This window comes from Paraburkholderia sp. BR10937 (assembly GCF_040965695.1).
GTDB lineage: Bacteria > Pseudomonadota > Gammaproteobacteria > Burkholderiales > Burkholderiaceae > Paraburkholderia.
Genome location: NZ_JBFRCL010000038.1, coordinates 35,782 through 50,964 on the forward strand (window position 1 = coordinate 35,782; position 15,183 = coordinate 50,964).

At 62.6% G+C, this 15,183-nt stretch carries 10 protein-coding genes; 1 reads left to right on the forward strand and 9 read right to left on the reverse strand.

Going from position 1 to position 15,183, the window contains the following annotated elements:
• Positions 1-105: 105 nt before the first annotated feature.
• The 3 genes from AB4Y44_RS27610 to AB4Y44_RS27620 are packed head-to-tail and all read right to left on the reverse strand — an operon-like array spanning position 106 to position 4,157.
• A complete protein-coding gene (locus AB4Y44_RS27610) occupies positions 106-2,097 on the reverse strand; it encodes an acyl-CoA synthetase (protein ID WP_368701358.1) in 1,992 nt (663 codons plus the stop codon).
• Complete coding sequence (locus AB4Y44_RS27615; protein ID WP_342922626.1) at positions 2,094-3,050, reverse strand: fumarylacetoacetate hydrolase family protein; 957 nt, start codon at positions 3,048-3,050, stop codon at positions 2,094-2,096. The genes AB4Y44_RS27610 and AB4Y44_RS27615 overlap by 4 nt, the downstream gene beginning before the upstream one ends.
• A 36-nt stretch (positions 3,051-3,086) precedes the next feature.
• A complete protein-coding gene (locus AB4Y44_RS27620; RefSeq protein ID WP_368701359.1) occupies positions 3,087-4,157 on the reverse strand; it encodes a VOC family protein in 1,071 nt (356 codons plus the stop codon).
• 350 nt (positions 4,158-4,507) lie between these two features.
• Here AB4Y44_RS27620 and AB4Y44_RS27625 point away from each other — a divergent pair, with 350 nt between their 5' ends.
• Complete coding sequence (locus tag AB4Y44_RS27625) at positions 4,508-5,263, forward strand: TetR/AcrR family transcriptional regulator (protein ID WP_368701360.1); 756 nt, start codon at positions 4,508-4,510, stop codon at positions 5,261-5,263.
• Positions 5,264-5,281: 18 nt separating this feature from the next.
• On the opposite strand, the gene AB4Y44_RS27630 is transcribed toward AB4Y44_RS27625, so the two are convergent.
• The 6 genes from AB4Y44_RS27630 to AB4Y44_RS27655 all read right to left on the reverse strand — a co-directional run bounded on the left by AB4Y44_RS27630 (position 5,282) and on the right by AB4Y44_RS27655 (position 14,977).
• On the reverse strand, positions 5,282-6,028 hold the full coding sequence (locus AB4Y44_RS27630; protein WP_342922623.1) for a PqiC family protein: 747 nt from the start codon (positions 6,026-6,028) through the stop codon (positions 5,282-5,284).
• Entirely contained in the window at positions 6,025-7,620 is a 1,596-nt protein-coding gene (locus AB4Y44_RS27635; protein ID WP_368701361.1) for an intermembrane transport protein PqiB, read from the reverse strand. Before AB4Y44_RS27635 ends, AB4Y44_RS27630 begins: the two co-directional genes overlap by 4 nt.
• A 15-nt stretch (positions 7,621-7,635) precedes the next feature.
• On the reverse strand, positions 7,636-9,021 hold the full coding sequence (locus tag AB4Y44_RS27640) for a paraquat-inducible protein A (RefSeq protein WP_368701362.1): 1,386 nt from the start codon (positions 9,019-9,021) through the stop codon (positions 7,636-7,638).
• 195 nt (positions 9,022-9,216) lie between these two features.
• Positions 9,217-10,680 carry an efflux transporter outer membrane subunit gene (locus AB4Y44_RS27645; RefSeq protein ID WP_368701363.1) on the reverse strand — a complete coding sequence of 488 codons (1,464 nt, stop codon included), beginning with the start codon at positions 10,678-10,680 and terminating at the stop codon, positions 9,217-9,219.
• Positions 10,681-10,682: 2 nt separating this feature from the next.
• Positions 10,683-13,856 (reverse strand): efflux RND transporter permease subunit, encoded by a 3,174-nt coding sequence (locus AB4Y44_RS27650; RefSeq protein ID WP_368701364.1) that lies wholly within the window; start codon positions 13,854-13,856, stop codon positions 10,683-10,685.
• A complete protein-coding gene (locus AB4Y44_RS27655) occupies positions 13,853-14,977 on the reverse strand; it encodes an efflux RND transporter periplasmic adaptor subunit (RefSeq protein ID WP_342922737.1) in 1,125 nt (374 codons plus the stop codon). The genes AB4Y44_RS27650 and AB4Y44_RS27655 overlap by 4 nt, the downstream gene beginning before the upstream one ends.
• Positions 14,978-15,183 lie beyond the last annotated feature (206 nt).

The window sequence follows — 15,183 nt, forward strand, 5'->3', positions numbered from 1 at the left end:
ACCGCTGACCGCATCCATACTCCCTCCTTCGCGCTGCCTTCCGATCCAAAACGAAAGCCGCCCAGCCTCGCGTCGCTTACGCGTGAACGCGCATTTAGCGCGCTTCTATCTCAGCCCCCCCTTTCCGTCGCATGCCAGACCTGCCGACACAGACAGCGAAAAGGAGAAAGGAAAACGCCCTAGCGTAGTGCGCGCCAACTCTTCCGATTCAGCACCGGGGAGATCGACGTGAACTGCAATCCCTCGTGACATGTCATCCGTAATGCTAACGGTTGCGTTACTGACACCAGCCTCGATGAGCGCCGACTGTAACGCGTCTGCCACTTCTCGTCGCTTCAGCGCCGGCTTGAATATCTTGCCAACGGCCGTCAGCGGCATCGCATCGACAACCCGTATGCCCTTCGGAAACGCAGCGCGCTCGTTGATTCCATTACGCAGGAACCCGGCAAGTTCCGCTTCGGTTGCGGCGACGCCAGGCTTGAGCTGGACATAGACGACAGGCAGCTCACCCGCGTGCATATCGGGACGCCCCACCGCGGCGGCAATCTGGACTGCAGGATGACGATGCAGTGCTTCCTCGATTGCCACAGGGTCGATATTGTGTCCACCCCGGATAATCAGTTCCTTCTTCCGCCCGGTGAGCCAGAAGTAGCCGTCGGCGTCACAGCGCCCCAAGTCTCCAGTATTGAGCCAACGTTCGCCGTCGCCGAGGTCAGTCCAGATTCCGCTGTCCTGCTCGGGCCTGGAATAGCCAACAAACACATTTGGCCCGGAAATCAGCAATTGGCCGACTTCATCCACCGCGCAGTCCCGTACATACCGTCCCGCTTCGTCAACCACCACGGCCTTCATTGCCTGGCCAGGCAGGCACAGACCGATCGAGCCCACCCTGCGCTCTCCAAATGGAGGATTGACGCTGCTAACGCAGGCGCCTTCAGTAAGACCGTAACCTTCCAGGATTCGAATCCCTGTACGAAGCTCGAAACTGCGAAACAGCTCGACTGGCATCGGCGCAGCGCCGCACAGGCCATACTCGAGCGAGCTGATATCGTTCTCTCCAACTGGAACCTCCAGCAGCGAACCATAGAGCGTCGGAACAGCGCTGAAGAAGTTAATGCGGTAATGCTCGACTATTTCCCAGAAGCGCTTGACAACGCCCTCACCCCGATAGCCTTGTGGCGTGCCGAGGACGACGTGGGCGCCACGCGAGAACGCCAGCAGTCCTGTCACCATCACGGCGTTGACGTGAAAAAGTGGCAGCCCGCAAAGTATTGTCTTGCCGGGGCCAATGGCTTCGCCAAAGAATTGGCCCGCATTCCACGCATTGGCCACCTCGTTGTGATGCCGACGCATCGCAATTTTCGGTAGTCCCGTGGTGCCGCCCGTGCAGAAGCAGGATGAAACATCATCGATGCTCAGCCGACGTGAGCCGTTGAGCACGACCCCAGACTCACTCGATTGGGCCGTGGCGAAATCATGGATCCGAAGCTGCGCTGGAACCGCGCTTCGCATACCACCCTCGCCATGCAGCCTGGCGCTCTCACCACGCTGCAGCATCCGTGACGCAAATCCCTTTTCGCCAGGAATCCGGTCGGCCAGGTTGACGAGCACCAGATCCCGCAATGCGGGGACGCAATGCAACACCGGCTGCACTTTTTGCCACAGTTCAGTCCCAGCCCCAGGAAATGGCGCGAGGGTGACGAGTACACTGGCGCCCGACGCATTGAGCAGTTCGCCTATTGCATCGCTTTCAAGCAGCGGATTGATCGCGCAGACAATTCCGGCTGCTTCTCCTCCCCAGATGACGAAATGCGTTTCCGGGAGATTCGGCAGCAAATAGGCAATGACTGTGTCCTTTTGCACGCCCAGTCGCGAAAACATGTTGGCAGTGCGCGTAATATCGCGCACCAGTTCGCCGTACGTCCAGCACTCTGGGCTGGCATAGTCGTCGGCTGTCAGGAAGAAAGAGAGCGCGGGCGCCGATGGATTGATGGCGGCGCCCCGGCGAATCATTTCGTAGGTACTCGACGGAAGATCAGCCCGTTGTCCCTGTGCTTCAACAGCAAGGGCGTCCTGCGCGTTCGCGGCGTCTTTCATGCTGCCTCTTCGACTACGAGGTTATGTTGCACGCCCAGATTGATGGAGCGGTCGTAGCTGACGATCTGTGCCTCGACAACGTCCCCGACCTGGAGGTACTGCGGCCTGTCCTCCTGCATTTTCAGGAAGAGCCGCCATTTTTCCGCTTCTGGCAACTGCGCTGCAGCGCGTTGCTTCTCAGGTGACGGAATGCTCAGCGCACAACCGGAGGGCGTGCCAGTTGCGAGCAGGTCCCCGGTGCGCAGGTCCTGTACGCCAGAAAGCTCCGACAGTGTCTCTGCGGGGCCATAGACGAGCCCAGCAGTCGTGTCATTCTGGCGGACAGTTCCGTTGACGGTCAGCGTCAGCACGAGCTCTTTCAGCTTTGGCATGTCGTGCTTCTCAAGCAGGCAAAGGTAAGGACCGACAGGGCCAAAGGTCCGGTAGCTTTTGCCCTTGTAGAACTGCATCTGCGGAATCTGGATATCGCGCGCAGAGTAGTCGTTGACGATCACCGCGCCAGCAATGTACTCATGCAGGTTTTCGTCGGTGATCGCTTCACGGGACGTGATATCGCGTTTGAGGACGAGCCCAAGCTCGATCTCATAGTCGAGGAAGCGCACCGCGTCTGGTTTCACGACGGCCGAGTTGGCTGCAACGATGCAGCTTGTTGCCTTCGTGAAGATCATGTTGAATTTCTTCACGTCCGGGTCCATGCCCGACTCGATCATATGCTGGCGATAGTTCGCGCCTTGACATATGAACTGCTGGTCGGTGGTCACAGGCGACAGCCACTGTATTTCTGCTTCGGGAATCGACGCTCCGTTGAGCGTCATAAGCCGCTCTACCGGATTGGCCGCGATAAACGCGCCTGTCGACCTGAACTCACCTGGAATCGGCGTGATAACGCCATCCGCGACGACACCCCACTGGGCGCGACCATCATGAAGGTAATGCAGGACGTGAATTGCCATTGCAGAATTCTCCGGAGTCTGTGAATAGGGTGTGGTTCAGGCAAAAAGCTTTGCCAGCGTCCGCAACTTGCTCAGCGTCAGGTCAGGGCTGCGGCGCAGATTTCTGACGAGCGCCACCATGCTCTCGAACGTGAACCTGGGTTTCGTGAAACTGCGCGGCATGGTTGGCCCCCATTGAGCCATCGCCTCGCGGCTTACGGCATGAATGCCGGTCGGCACGTTGGCGGTGAACAGGTCGCCGTCGCAGTAGTGTTCGTGTTTGTCGCCCCACGGGTCCTGCCAGTAGTCGAAAATCTGGCTGCCGAGGATATGTCGGCCGATGCCCCAGGCGTGCGTCCAGCCCTTATCGCGCAGTACACGTTGCCCCATACCGACCGCGTCCGCGTCAATGAGCTCGAACGCGCTGTGGCTGTACGCCGCCACAAAGCCCTGCGCAAGCGCGAGCGTGTGATGATCGGCCGGCCTGTCGCCGAGATCCAGGCGCATGAACGCGACAGCCGGCGCCCCGTCGGGAAGCACCTGGACGTCGCTCGGGATAAAACCGAAATGGCGCGTGTACCACGCACAGGTCTCCTGATAGTCGGCGAGTTCGAGTACGACGTGCCCGAGCCGGATGACTTCCGGGGCATTTTCGGGCGGTCGCTGCGTACCGTTGACCCGGACGGTGGCATCGACGGAATTGAAGGGCAGCGGGAGCCGATGTGGCAAGGTTGACGCTGGTGTTTGGCCCCATACCGCTTCGATAGCGAACCCGGATGGATCCGTGAGTCGCACCACGTAGCCGCCGCCCGGCAGCGCAGCGTGTTCGACCTCTGATGCGTCAGGCAGCTTTGCGAGTGCATCAAGCTCCGCCCGGCTGCCGACCTGCAAGCCAAATCCGACAAACCGCGCTTTCGATGCCTTACGCACTACATAACAAAAATGCGAAGCCCCGGTGCCGCGCAAAAGCAGCATCGCCTCGTCCCGCGATACGGTTTGAAGCCCAAAGTCATTGAGAAAACGTTCGGCTTGCTCGAGGTCGGACCGATCGAATACCAGATAGGCCAATGCGGTTGCCTTCGCCGTCGGATGGGGGTGACGAGCCGGCTGTGAAGTAGTCAGTTTCATGGCGGAACGTAATCAGGCGGTTGCGGTGGCCGATGCAGATTCGAGAGATCCCGCGCCGGCGGTGTGATAGAGCGGAACGCCTGCTGCGGGATCGCTCGCGGCGTTCCACGGGCGGCATTTCACCGACGCGCAGCGGATAGCGGGTCCCGGTGCCGGGATGGGCAGAGGGATAACGTGATGCGGGCCGCCTGGCGCGGCGCCATGTCTGATTGCTGTCTCCACAGTCACTCCATCAGTTCTATTTAGATCGGTCTACGAGGCCGTTGATGACATTAAACTCATGACTGATCGTTTTGTCAATATAGACGTTCGAATCTATACTGTGGAATATGACCAGATCAGGATCCACCATGACGACCACGACAAATCGCCGGGCAGTCAAACGTGCCACGGTTGCAACGCCCGTCGCCCCGCCCCCCCTTGTCGAAGAACGGGAGCCGCGCGGTGCACGCCGCAAGCGTGAGACGCGTGCCCGTCTGCTCGACGCCGCCCTGAGGCTGATGGCCGAAAAAGGCATGGAGGGCGTGGCGATCAACGAAATCACCGAGGCCGCCGACGTGGGCTTCGGCTCGTTCTACAACCACTTCGAATCGAAGGAAGCGATCTACGCGACGCTCGTCGACAACGTTTTCGAAGAGTTTGCGAACATGCTTGACCGCCTTTCGGTGGGCATTTCCGACCCCGCCGAAGTGGTCGCGGTCTCCGTGCGCCATACGGTTCTGCGCGCGCGCACTGATCCTGTCTGGGGACGTTTTCTGATCCGCGAGGGCTTTTCTGCCCGCGCGATGAGCCGCGGCCTCGGCCAGCGGCTGCTGCGCGACATCGGCAGTGGCATTGCGGCCAAGCGGTTCGCCGTTGCCGACCCCTTTATCGGCTTTCTTGCCGTGGGCGGAACGGTTCTCTGCGCCATCGCCGCCGAGCTGAACTTCGTTGTGCCGGGCGCGAGCGCCGCGGGCGTGCTGAAGGAGCTCGGCTTCAGCGGCGAGCACTTTCCGGAGCGCACGGCCGCGATGTTGCTGCAGACCCTCGGGCTTAAACGCGCGGAGGCGGAAAAGATCGCCGCGCGCCCACTGCCCGTCGTGGACGAAGCTGTCGACGAAAACTGAGATCGGTCAGCCGAACAGCTACCACTCGAAGCGCGCAGCTGCCCCGTTGGCTGCCCCGTTGGCTGCCGCTTGCGGGCGGTCCCCGGATTGCGGGCAGGCGATCATCGTCTTTTGCGCTGCGCGCGACGCTCCCGCAGGCCTCAACGGACTTTCCGTCGGCCTGGCAGCGAGGCCGCGCACGACCTCGGCTATTTGCCCGGCGACGGCGCCTATCGCATGACGATGGCCGACCACAATCGCCCGATATCCATCCGCTACGGGCTCGCTCACGACGCTGTGACAGGTCAATGTTTCGGCGCCTGGCGACGTGCGCACAGTCCATACGACGTCAGCCAGCACATGTGAGCCAGGCCAGGATTCGAAGCGCTGGACGTCGACGGCAACCTGGTACACAGGGCTGTCCTCATCGCGCATGACCGCCTGTGCGCCCGACCCGCCGGCCTGCTGGCTCACGCCCGCAATCAGCGCATAGCGGATCTCGTCCGGCAGGGACGACGCCCAGCGATCGTCCTCCAGCACCTTGACCTGTGTCGCGTCGACCTGCACCACGAGCTGGCTTCGCGCGACGGCGGCCGGCACCCGAACCGGGCGTATATCTATCCGCAACGAAGGGCTTGCGTTGCTGCTCGCCGTCGTCTGTTGCGCATCCGTTCCGAGCGTGTAATAGCGCGTAGCCGGCGAAGCACACGCCGTCAGGACGGCCAGGCCAATGGTGCTCACGGTCCGCGCCATCGCGCGCCACGAGGCGGGTTGCATCAGGTTCATGGCGTGTCTCCCTTCTTGCCGAACAGCAGTGCCTGCGGATGACGCTCCAGGTAATCGGCGAGCGCATTGAGCGACTGCAGCGTGCGCGTTAGCTGCTGCATCGCATCCTGAACGTCCGACTGCATCGGCGCGGCTTCGCGCAGCGTCGATTCCGCGGTGCTGAATGTCTTCTGGGCGGCAGCCAGCGTGTCACGGGCTTGCGGTACGACTTCCGTGTCCATGTGCCCGAACAGCCGGTTGGCGTTTTCCAGTGCGCCATTCAGGTTCGCGCCGATCCGGTCGAACGGCACCTGGTCCAGTTTTCTGGCGATGTCCGCCACCTGCACCTGGAGTTCGTCGAGCGTATTCGGCACTGTCGGAAGTTCGATGGGTCTGCGACGCACATCGACGCTCGCGCGAGGCGCCTTCGGGAACATGTCAAGGGCGACGTACAGCTGGCCCGTTATCAGGCTCCCGGTCCGCAACTGCCCGCGCAGGCCTTCCATCACGAGGTGCTCGAGCAATTCGTGACCGCCTGGCGTGTCCGGCGCGGGTAGCGCGTCACTGGAGCGCCGGCTGAGCCGGTCCGGATAAAGTGCCATCGACACTTTCATACTGAAGCTCTTTTGCGCTTCGTTGTACTCAATGCCAATGTCGGTCACCTGTCCCAGTACGATCCCGCGCAGATCGACGGGCGCCCCGACGGACAGTCCGCGCAGCGACTGATCGAAGCGCATCACCACGTTGAGCGGCGGGCCGTCTGGCTCGCGCATGGCGTCGGCTTCGTCCGCGGCAAGTCGGAACACGGCCTTGTCGGCAGCCGGCTCTCCGGCATCCTGCCCCGCCGGAGACTGGAACGCCAGGCCGCCAACAACGACCGTCGCCAGCGACTGCGTATTGAGCTTCAGACCGCTCGAATCGAGACGCAGATCGACGCCGCTCGCGTGCCACCACCGCGTGTTGGCACTGACGTAACGGTCAAACGGCGCATTGACGAAGACATTCACGATGACCCCAGCACCGCCGGGATCGAGCGAGAAACCGACCACCTGACCGGCCTGGATACGATGGTAGAAGATGGGTGCGCCGATATCGATCGAGCCCAGCGACTCGCCTCGTAGCGTGTACTGATGCCCCGGCTGTCCCGTCGTGACAATGGGCGGGCTCTCGAGACCCGGAAACGCGGTCTGGCTTATGGTCGAGCGTCCGATATCCACGCCGATATACGCGCCAGAGAGCAATGTGCCGAGGCCCGAGATGCCATTGGCGCCGATGCGCGGGCGCACCACCCAGAACCGCGTGCCTTGCGTCGCGAATTTCCCGGCGTCCTTGTCCAACTGGACGCTCACGAGGACGCGCCGCAAATCGCTGGACAGCCTGATGGCTTGTACCGTACCGATTTCAACGTCCTTGTACTTGACCTTCGTCTTGCCGGCTTCCATGCCCTCTGCGCTATTGAAGGTGACGGTTACGACGGGTCCCTTGTCGGCAATGGACCTGGCCACCAGCGCGACACCGATCAATGCGGAGATGAGTGGCACCAGCCAGATCAGGGATGGCAGCCAACGTTTGCGCGGCTTGAGTTCAGGAGGGGATAGATTGGAAAGATGCATCGTTCGAAAGCTGTTTCAGGAATTCCGGTGTGTGTGGAGAGGAGCAGCCAGCGCTCCATCGCTCAACGTCGGGATGGGAGACAATACTGCATCTGCGTTGTCCCAGATAAGCCGAGGATCAAACTGATGCGACGCGAGCATGGTGAGGATGACCACCGCGGCGAAAGCGAGCGCGGCGGGGCCCGCAGTGACGACGGCAAACGAGCCGAAATGCACCAGCGTTACCGTCAGGGCGACGACAAAGACATCGAGCATCGACCATCGGCCAATGCGCTCGACAATCCGGTACAGACCTGCCCTTTCGCGGGTGCGCCAGCCGGAACCTCGATGGGCGGCAACCGTGAGTAGCGTGAGAACCACCAGCTTGAGCATCGGCACCAGAACGCTGGCGACAAAAATGACGATGGCGAGTGGCCAGTCTCCAGACGTCCAGAAGTACGCGACTCCACCCAGGATGGTGTCGTCTTCCTGATGGCCCAGTGACGTCGCGTGCATGATGGGCAGCAGGTTCGCCGGAATATAGGCAAGCGCGGCGGCAAGAAGCAGGCTGACCGTCCGTGTCAGGCTTTCCGGCCGGCGTTCATGCAGCATGTGCTGGCATCGCGCGCAGTGCTGGTGGATCTGACTTTCGACACGCGTCTGAACAAGACCGCAGGCATGACAGCCGACAAGTCCGGCACGCTGTGCCGTGATGGCGGACGACGAACCGGCCTTGCGCATTCGCACTGGACGCGTGAAACGCCCCCGGCCTGAACTCACTCGTGACCAGCGAACCCGGGCCATTTGAGAAAGCGGGATTTCGTCACGGACGGCCCAGAGCCCGCTCGGGTCAAACGAGGCGACTATGCCCAGCATGACGGTGAGCGCGCCCCATGCGAACAGTCCAGGCCCGGGGACCACCTGGGCGACGGTGACCATTTTTACGATCGTCACCAGCACGCCGAGCATGAACACTTCAACCATGCCCCATGGTCGGACGAGTTGCACGACGCGCAACATCCCGTCGAACCGCGGCGCAAGCTTGCCGAGCCGAAGCGGCACCATTACATATAGCAGTGCGAACAGTTCGACCAACGGAAAAAGTATCGACGCACAGAACACCACCGTCGCGACGACACGCATGTTGCTCGTCCAAAGCGTATGCACTGCGCCAAACAGCGTCGCCTCCGACGTCATGCCGTTGGCGTGCAGTTCGATCACGGGAAAAGACTGCGCGATGCAAAAGGTGATCAACGCAGCGAGCGTCACAGCGCAGATCCAGTCAAGCGACCGTCCGGCGCCAGGTAGCGCTGTCAGGTTCGCGCCACAGCGCGAACAGGTAGCGCGGTAGCCCCTGACACTGCGAGGTTTGCGAAACAGAAGATCGCATTCGTGGCAGACAATCAGTCTCTGATATTCCATGAAGAATCAAGCGGAAAATGCGGTTGCCTCCGCTGGTGCAGCGCCAGCTTCTGGCGTTTGCCCCAGCGGGAACGATCGATGTCCTTCAGACGGCCGTCAGCCTGTCCAGTCGGGTGACCCTGACTGACTCACTCACTGACAAACGACGGCGAGGGATTCGGCCAGGCAGCCCTGGCCGTTATCACAAACGCGTGTTTATTGCGTAATCGCTGCCGTCTGCTGGGCGGCCGGCAATTCACCCATCGACTGGAACAGCGCCGCCGTATCGCTCATGCGCTGACCTGCGGCGCGAGCGGCAGCGATTTGCGCGTTGAGATACCGCGACTCGCTGGCATGTGTTGCAGCCGAAGGCAGGGCTCCCAGGAGATGGCGTGACGCGGTATCGCCAAATGCCATGCGAGCGGCGTCTGCGGCTTCGTCCGTCGAGGCCAATGTCTGCGCGTCGTTGTCCAGTGCAGCGAGCGAATTCGCCACGTCCTGGAACGCAGACAGCACGGTCGCCTTGTAGTGCAGTACGGCGGCGTCGTACGCGTCGATCGATGCGCGGCGCTGCGCGAACAGCGCGCCACCATGAAAGATGGGCTGCGACAGGCTGGCGCCGATGGCCCACAGTCCGCCCGCGCCGGAGAGCAACATCGGCCAGCTGAACCCGCCGCGGCCCATTGAGCCCGTCAGCGAGAGGCTCGGAAAGAGTTGGGCCGTCGAGGCGCCCACGTCCGCGGCAGCCGCCTTGACGGCAGCGTCCGCGGCCCGGATGTCTGGGCGCGAGCGCAGCAGGTCCGACGGCACGGCGACGGGCACATGCTCAGGCAGAGACAGGCTGTCGAGGTCCGGCACGCGCGGCGCGTTGTCTGGTGTGCGGCCCATCAGCACGGCCAGTGCATGGATCGCGGACGCGCGTTGCTGACGCAGCGCCGGCAACGTCGCCGCGATGGCAGCCGCGTCCTGTTTTGACGCAAGCGCCTGTGCGCGCGAGACCGAGCCCAGCGCGCAGCGCTGCTGGTCCTCGTTCGCAGCGTCCCTGGACACGGCAACGAGCCGTTCGGTAAGTGAGATCTGTCGGTCGAGCGCCGCCACATTGATAGCGGTGCCGACGATGTTCGCTGCAAGCGCGCGACGCGACGCCTCCAGCTCATAAGCCTGCACATTCACACGGGCCGCGCTCGCGGAGTTCATGTACCGCGTCTGCCCGAACAGGTCGAACGTGTAATGCGCAAACAGCTGTCCAGCAAAAAAGTTGTACTGGACCTGCTCGGGGCCAAGCCCCGGCACCACCGGGGTACGCGCGCGCTCGACCTGCGCGGCGCCGTCGATCGACGGCAACGTCGATGCGCCGACCTGCGCGCGCAATTCCTCTTGCGCGGACGCGAGCGTACGCTGCGTCGCCGCGAGCGTCGGGCTGTTGTGCAATCCTTCGTCAACGAGTGCATCCAGGTCAGAGGACCCGTAAAGCCGCCACCATTGCGGGCCAGGCGTCGCGCCGATTTCGAATGTCTGCGCAACGCCACCAGCGGACACCGTCTTCGCTGGCTGCGCGTCGGCACCGTAATGCTCGGGCGCCGGCATGGCCGGCGGCTCGCCGCTCGGCCCGAACGAGCACGCCGTCATCGCGAGCGCCACCGCCGCAGCAGCCACGGATGTCTTATAAGTCAAGCTCATGATCAACCCTCCGTATGCTCGACGACGACCTGTGACGCGCCGCGCTCGTCACGATGGACCCTGAAGCAGGTCGCATAGAGTGCAGGCAGGAAGAACACCGTCAGCAATGTGGCAACCGTGATACCGCCCATCAGCGCGGTCGCCATCGGTCCGAAGAATCCGGAGCGAAGCAGCGGAATCAGTGCGAGCACGGCGGCGGCGGCCGTCAGCATGATCGGGCGGAAGCGCCGCGCGGTCGCCCCGATGATGGCGTCAAAGCGCGCGTGCCCCGCGGCGATGTCCTGATCGATCTGGTCCACCAGAATCACGGAGTTACGCATGATGATGCCGAACATCGCGATCACGCCCAGCAAGGCGACGAAGCCAAACGGCTTGCCGAAAAGCAGCAGGGCCGCTACCACGCCAATCAGGCCCAGCGGCGCGGTCAGCACGACGATGAACGTGCGCGCGAAGTTCTTCAGCTGGATCATCAGAAGCGTCAGCACCGCGATGATCATCAGTGGCATTTCCGCGTTGATGGACGTCTGGCCCTTGACACTTTCCTCGACCGCGCCGCCCACCTCGATGCGATAGCCGACCGGTAATCTGGCGCGCGCAGCGGCAAGCGCGTGCTCGATGTTGTGAGTCACGTCGATCGCCTGCGCGTCGCCGCGCACGTCAGCCTGCACGGTGATCGTCGGCTGGCGATCGCGTTCCCAGATCACGCCGTATTCGAGCGTGTCGCGCACGTGCCCGAGCGAGCCGAGCGGCACCGGACCGTTCGGCGTGGGAACGGCGAGGTTCGTGAGCTTTGCAGGATCGACGCGCTCGCTTTTCGGCGCACGCAGATCGACATCGATCAGCTTGTCACCCTCGCGATACTGCGTGACCGTGTACCCGGACAGCGTCATCGCGAGGAAGCTCGACACGTCCTGCGACGTCACGCCGAGCTGGCGCGCGCGGTTCTGGTCGATTTCAAACGAGATCGAGCGCTCAGCCGGCTCATCCCAGTCGAACTGCACGTTGCGCGTGCGCGGGTCGGCACGGACCTGCTCCGCGACCGTCTCGGCGATCGAGTGCACCGTTGCGATGTCGTCGCCGCTCACGCGGAACTTGATCGGGAAGCCGACGGGCGGCCCGTTCTCGAGTCGTGCGACGCGCGTGCGCTCGCCGGAGAAGTCCATTTCCAGTTTCGCGTCGAGCCAGTGCATCAGCTCCTCACGTGTCTCGACGTCCTTCGCGGTGATGACGAACTGCGCGAAGTTCGGCTGTTGCAATTGCTGGTCGAGTGGCAGATAGAAACGTGGCGCACCGGTGCCAACGAAATCGACGTAATGATCGATGCCTGGCCTGCCGTGCAGGACTTTCTCGAGGCGCTGCGCTTCACGCAGGGTGGCCTGATACGACGCGCCTTCCGGCAGCCTCAGATCGACCAGCAGTTCCGGCCGCTCGGAGTTCGGGAAAAACTGCTGTGGCACGCGCGTGAACGCGATCATGGCAAGCGCGAACAGGCCGCCGGTGACGCCGAGCACGACCCAGCGCCGCTCGATGCACCATGACACCCAGCCCGACAGGCGGCGGTAGAAGCCCGTGTCGTACACCTCGTGCTCATCGCCGTGGCCCGCACCAGCATGAGCCTTGCGCTCGGGCAGCATATGAAAGCCGAGCAGTGGCACCAGCACGACCGCCGCGAACCACGAGACGATCAGTGCGATGGCCGACACCTCGAAGATCGAGCGGGTGTACTCACCCGTACTCGATTTTGCGAGCGCAATCGGCAGGAAGCCCGAGACCGTTACCAGGGTTCCGGTCAGCATCGGAAACGCGGTACTCGAATAGGCAAACGCCGCCGCGCGCATCCGGCTCCAGCCCTGCTCCAGCTTCACCGCCATCATTTCGACGGCAATGATCGCGTCGTCGACGAGCAGCCCCAACGCAAGCACCAGGGTGCCGAGCGACACCTTATCCAGACCGATGCCGAACAGATGCATGCACAGCGCTGTCACGGCAAGCACGATCGGAATCGTGATCACGACCACCATGCCGGTTCGCAGACCGAGCGACACCAGGCTAACGACGAGCACGATCGCCACGGCCTCTCCGACCGAGCGCACGAACTCGTCCACGGAGTGCTTGACGGCGTGCGGCATGCTCGAAACCGGCACGAGCTTCAGCCCTGCTGGTAGCGTTGCCTGCAGTTCGGCCGTCTTCGCGTCGAGCGCCTTGCCGAGGTCGATCACGTCGCCGCCCTTTTGCATCGTAATGCCGATGCCGAGCACTGCCTGGCCACCCACACGCATCTGCGTGACGGGCGGATCGTCGTAGCCGCGTTTGATGCTCGCGACATCGCCAAGGCGGAACGTCCGCTTGTTAACCGTGATCAGCATGTCCGCCAGCGCCTGTTCGTCCTTGAATGCGCCGCTTGGGCGCACGAACACGCGATCATCTGCCGTCGTAAAGGTGCCCACCGGCGCGACGGTATTCTGCGCGTCGATGGCCTGAGCGAGTTCCTGCGGCGAAATCGAGAGACTCGTCAGCCGCGCATTCGAGATCTCGACAAAGATGTGTTGATCGGGGTCGCCGAAATAGTCGACCTTTGCAACGCCAGGGACGCGCAACAGCACCGTACGCAGCTTGTCCGCGTAGTCGTGCAGTTGTGCGGCAGAGAAACCATCGCCTTCGAGCGCGTAGAGGTTCGTGTAGACGTCGCCAAACTCGTCGTTGAAGAACGGCCCGACAGTTCCCTTTGGAAGCGTTGCCGCGATATCGCCGACTTTCTTGCGGACCTGGTACCACGTCTCCGGGACTTCCTTGACCGGCGCCGAATCCTTCATCGCGAAAAAAATCATCGACTCGCCCGGCCGCGAGTAGCTCTTGATGTTGTCGACGAAGGGCGCGGCCTGCAACTGACGGCCGATGCGATCGGTGATCTGCTCCTGCACCTCGCGCGCGGTCGCGCCCGGCCAGTAGGTCTTGACGACCATCGTGCGGAACGTGAACGGCGGGTCTTCCGATTGCGCGAGGCGCGTATAGCCGACCACACCGAAAAGTGTGGCGAGCCCGATCAGGAAGATCACGAGCTGCTGGTGCCGCAGCGCCCAGGATGAGAGATTGAAGCCGGTTGCGTCGGCGGCTTCTTTGCCGGTAGGACCTACGGGCGCGCTGTTGCGTGTGTTTTCATGGTCGCGGGCGTTCATGTCGTGGGGCCCTCCTGATTCAATGGAGGCACCACCTGTACGTGCAACCCCGAACTCACCGCATGCACGCCTTGCAGCACGACGCGATCGCCATCGTGCAAACCTGAAGCGATCGACACCGTGCGCTCGTCGTATCGCCCGATCGTGACGGGGCGCAGTTCGAGCGTGTCGCTACCTTTGCGAACCACCCATACGGCCGGGCTCACGCCCTGATGGAAAAGCGCTGTCACTGGCAGCGTGTATGGCTCGCCCGCGGCATCGTCAGTTGCGACAGCAAAGCTCACGTTGGCCGTCATGCCGAGACGAACTTCGGAAGTCGGTGCGGTCAGGGTCAGCTTTACGCGCCAGGTCCGGCTTTGGGGATCCGCGGCAGCGGACACCTCGCGCACGGTTGCATCGAAGGACTTGCCGGGAAGTGCCGACAACGACACGCGCGCCTTCTTGCCGACACTGAGCGCATCGACCGTGCTTTCCGGCACGTCACAAACGATGTCGACGTCGCCCGTCCAGTCGAGGTGGTACACGGCCTGGGTGGCCTGCACGTTCTGCCCGGTATCGACGTCTTCCGAGGTGATGACGCCGTCGTGATCGGCCGTTAGCGTCGCGTAGCGCAGATGATCCGTCGCAAGCGCCATCTGCGCGAGAGCAGAGGTTCGCTGTGCGAGTGCGGAAGCATAGGCATCCTGCGATTGCTCCAGTTGCGCGGTTGCGATGAGGTTCGCGCGCGCCTGTGCCTCGTCGCGGTCAAGCTGCTGCTTCGCAAACACGAGGCGATGCTCCGCCGCATCGAGTTGCGCGCGCGCGTTGACCAGGTTGTTCTGCAGATCGGTCGGATCGAGCAGCGCAACGATCTGTCCGGCCTTCACCGTGTCGCCAATGCGCACGCGCCGTTCAATGACCTTGCCGCCGACGCGGAATGATAGAGGCGTGGAATAGCGTGCCTGCACCTGCGCCGGCAATGACGCGCCGGCCGCATGTCCATCTGGATGAACAACGCGTGCCACCACCGGCTTGGGCTCCGGCACGACGGCTTCGCCTTGATGGCATGCGCCAAGGAAGATCGCGCTGCACGCCGCGATGACGACGGGCAACCGGTGCGTCGGCCGGAACAGGGAAGAAATCGAGGAGCGCGCCTGTTTCGGCGCAACGGGTCCGGAAAGATTCACGATGTTCAAAAGGCAGGTGATGAAATCCAGGTGAAAAAGTCATCTGCGCGGACGGAAGAGGCGGTGCCACCGTCATGCCCACCGCGCGAATGACATTAGACCCATAACTGATATCATTGTCAACTATGAGATGTACATCTAAAATATGAAGAAACTGCGAA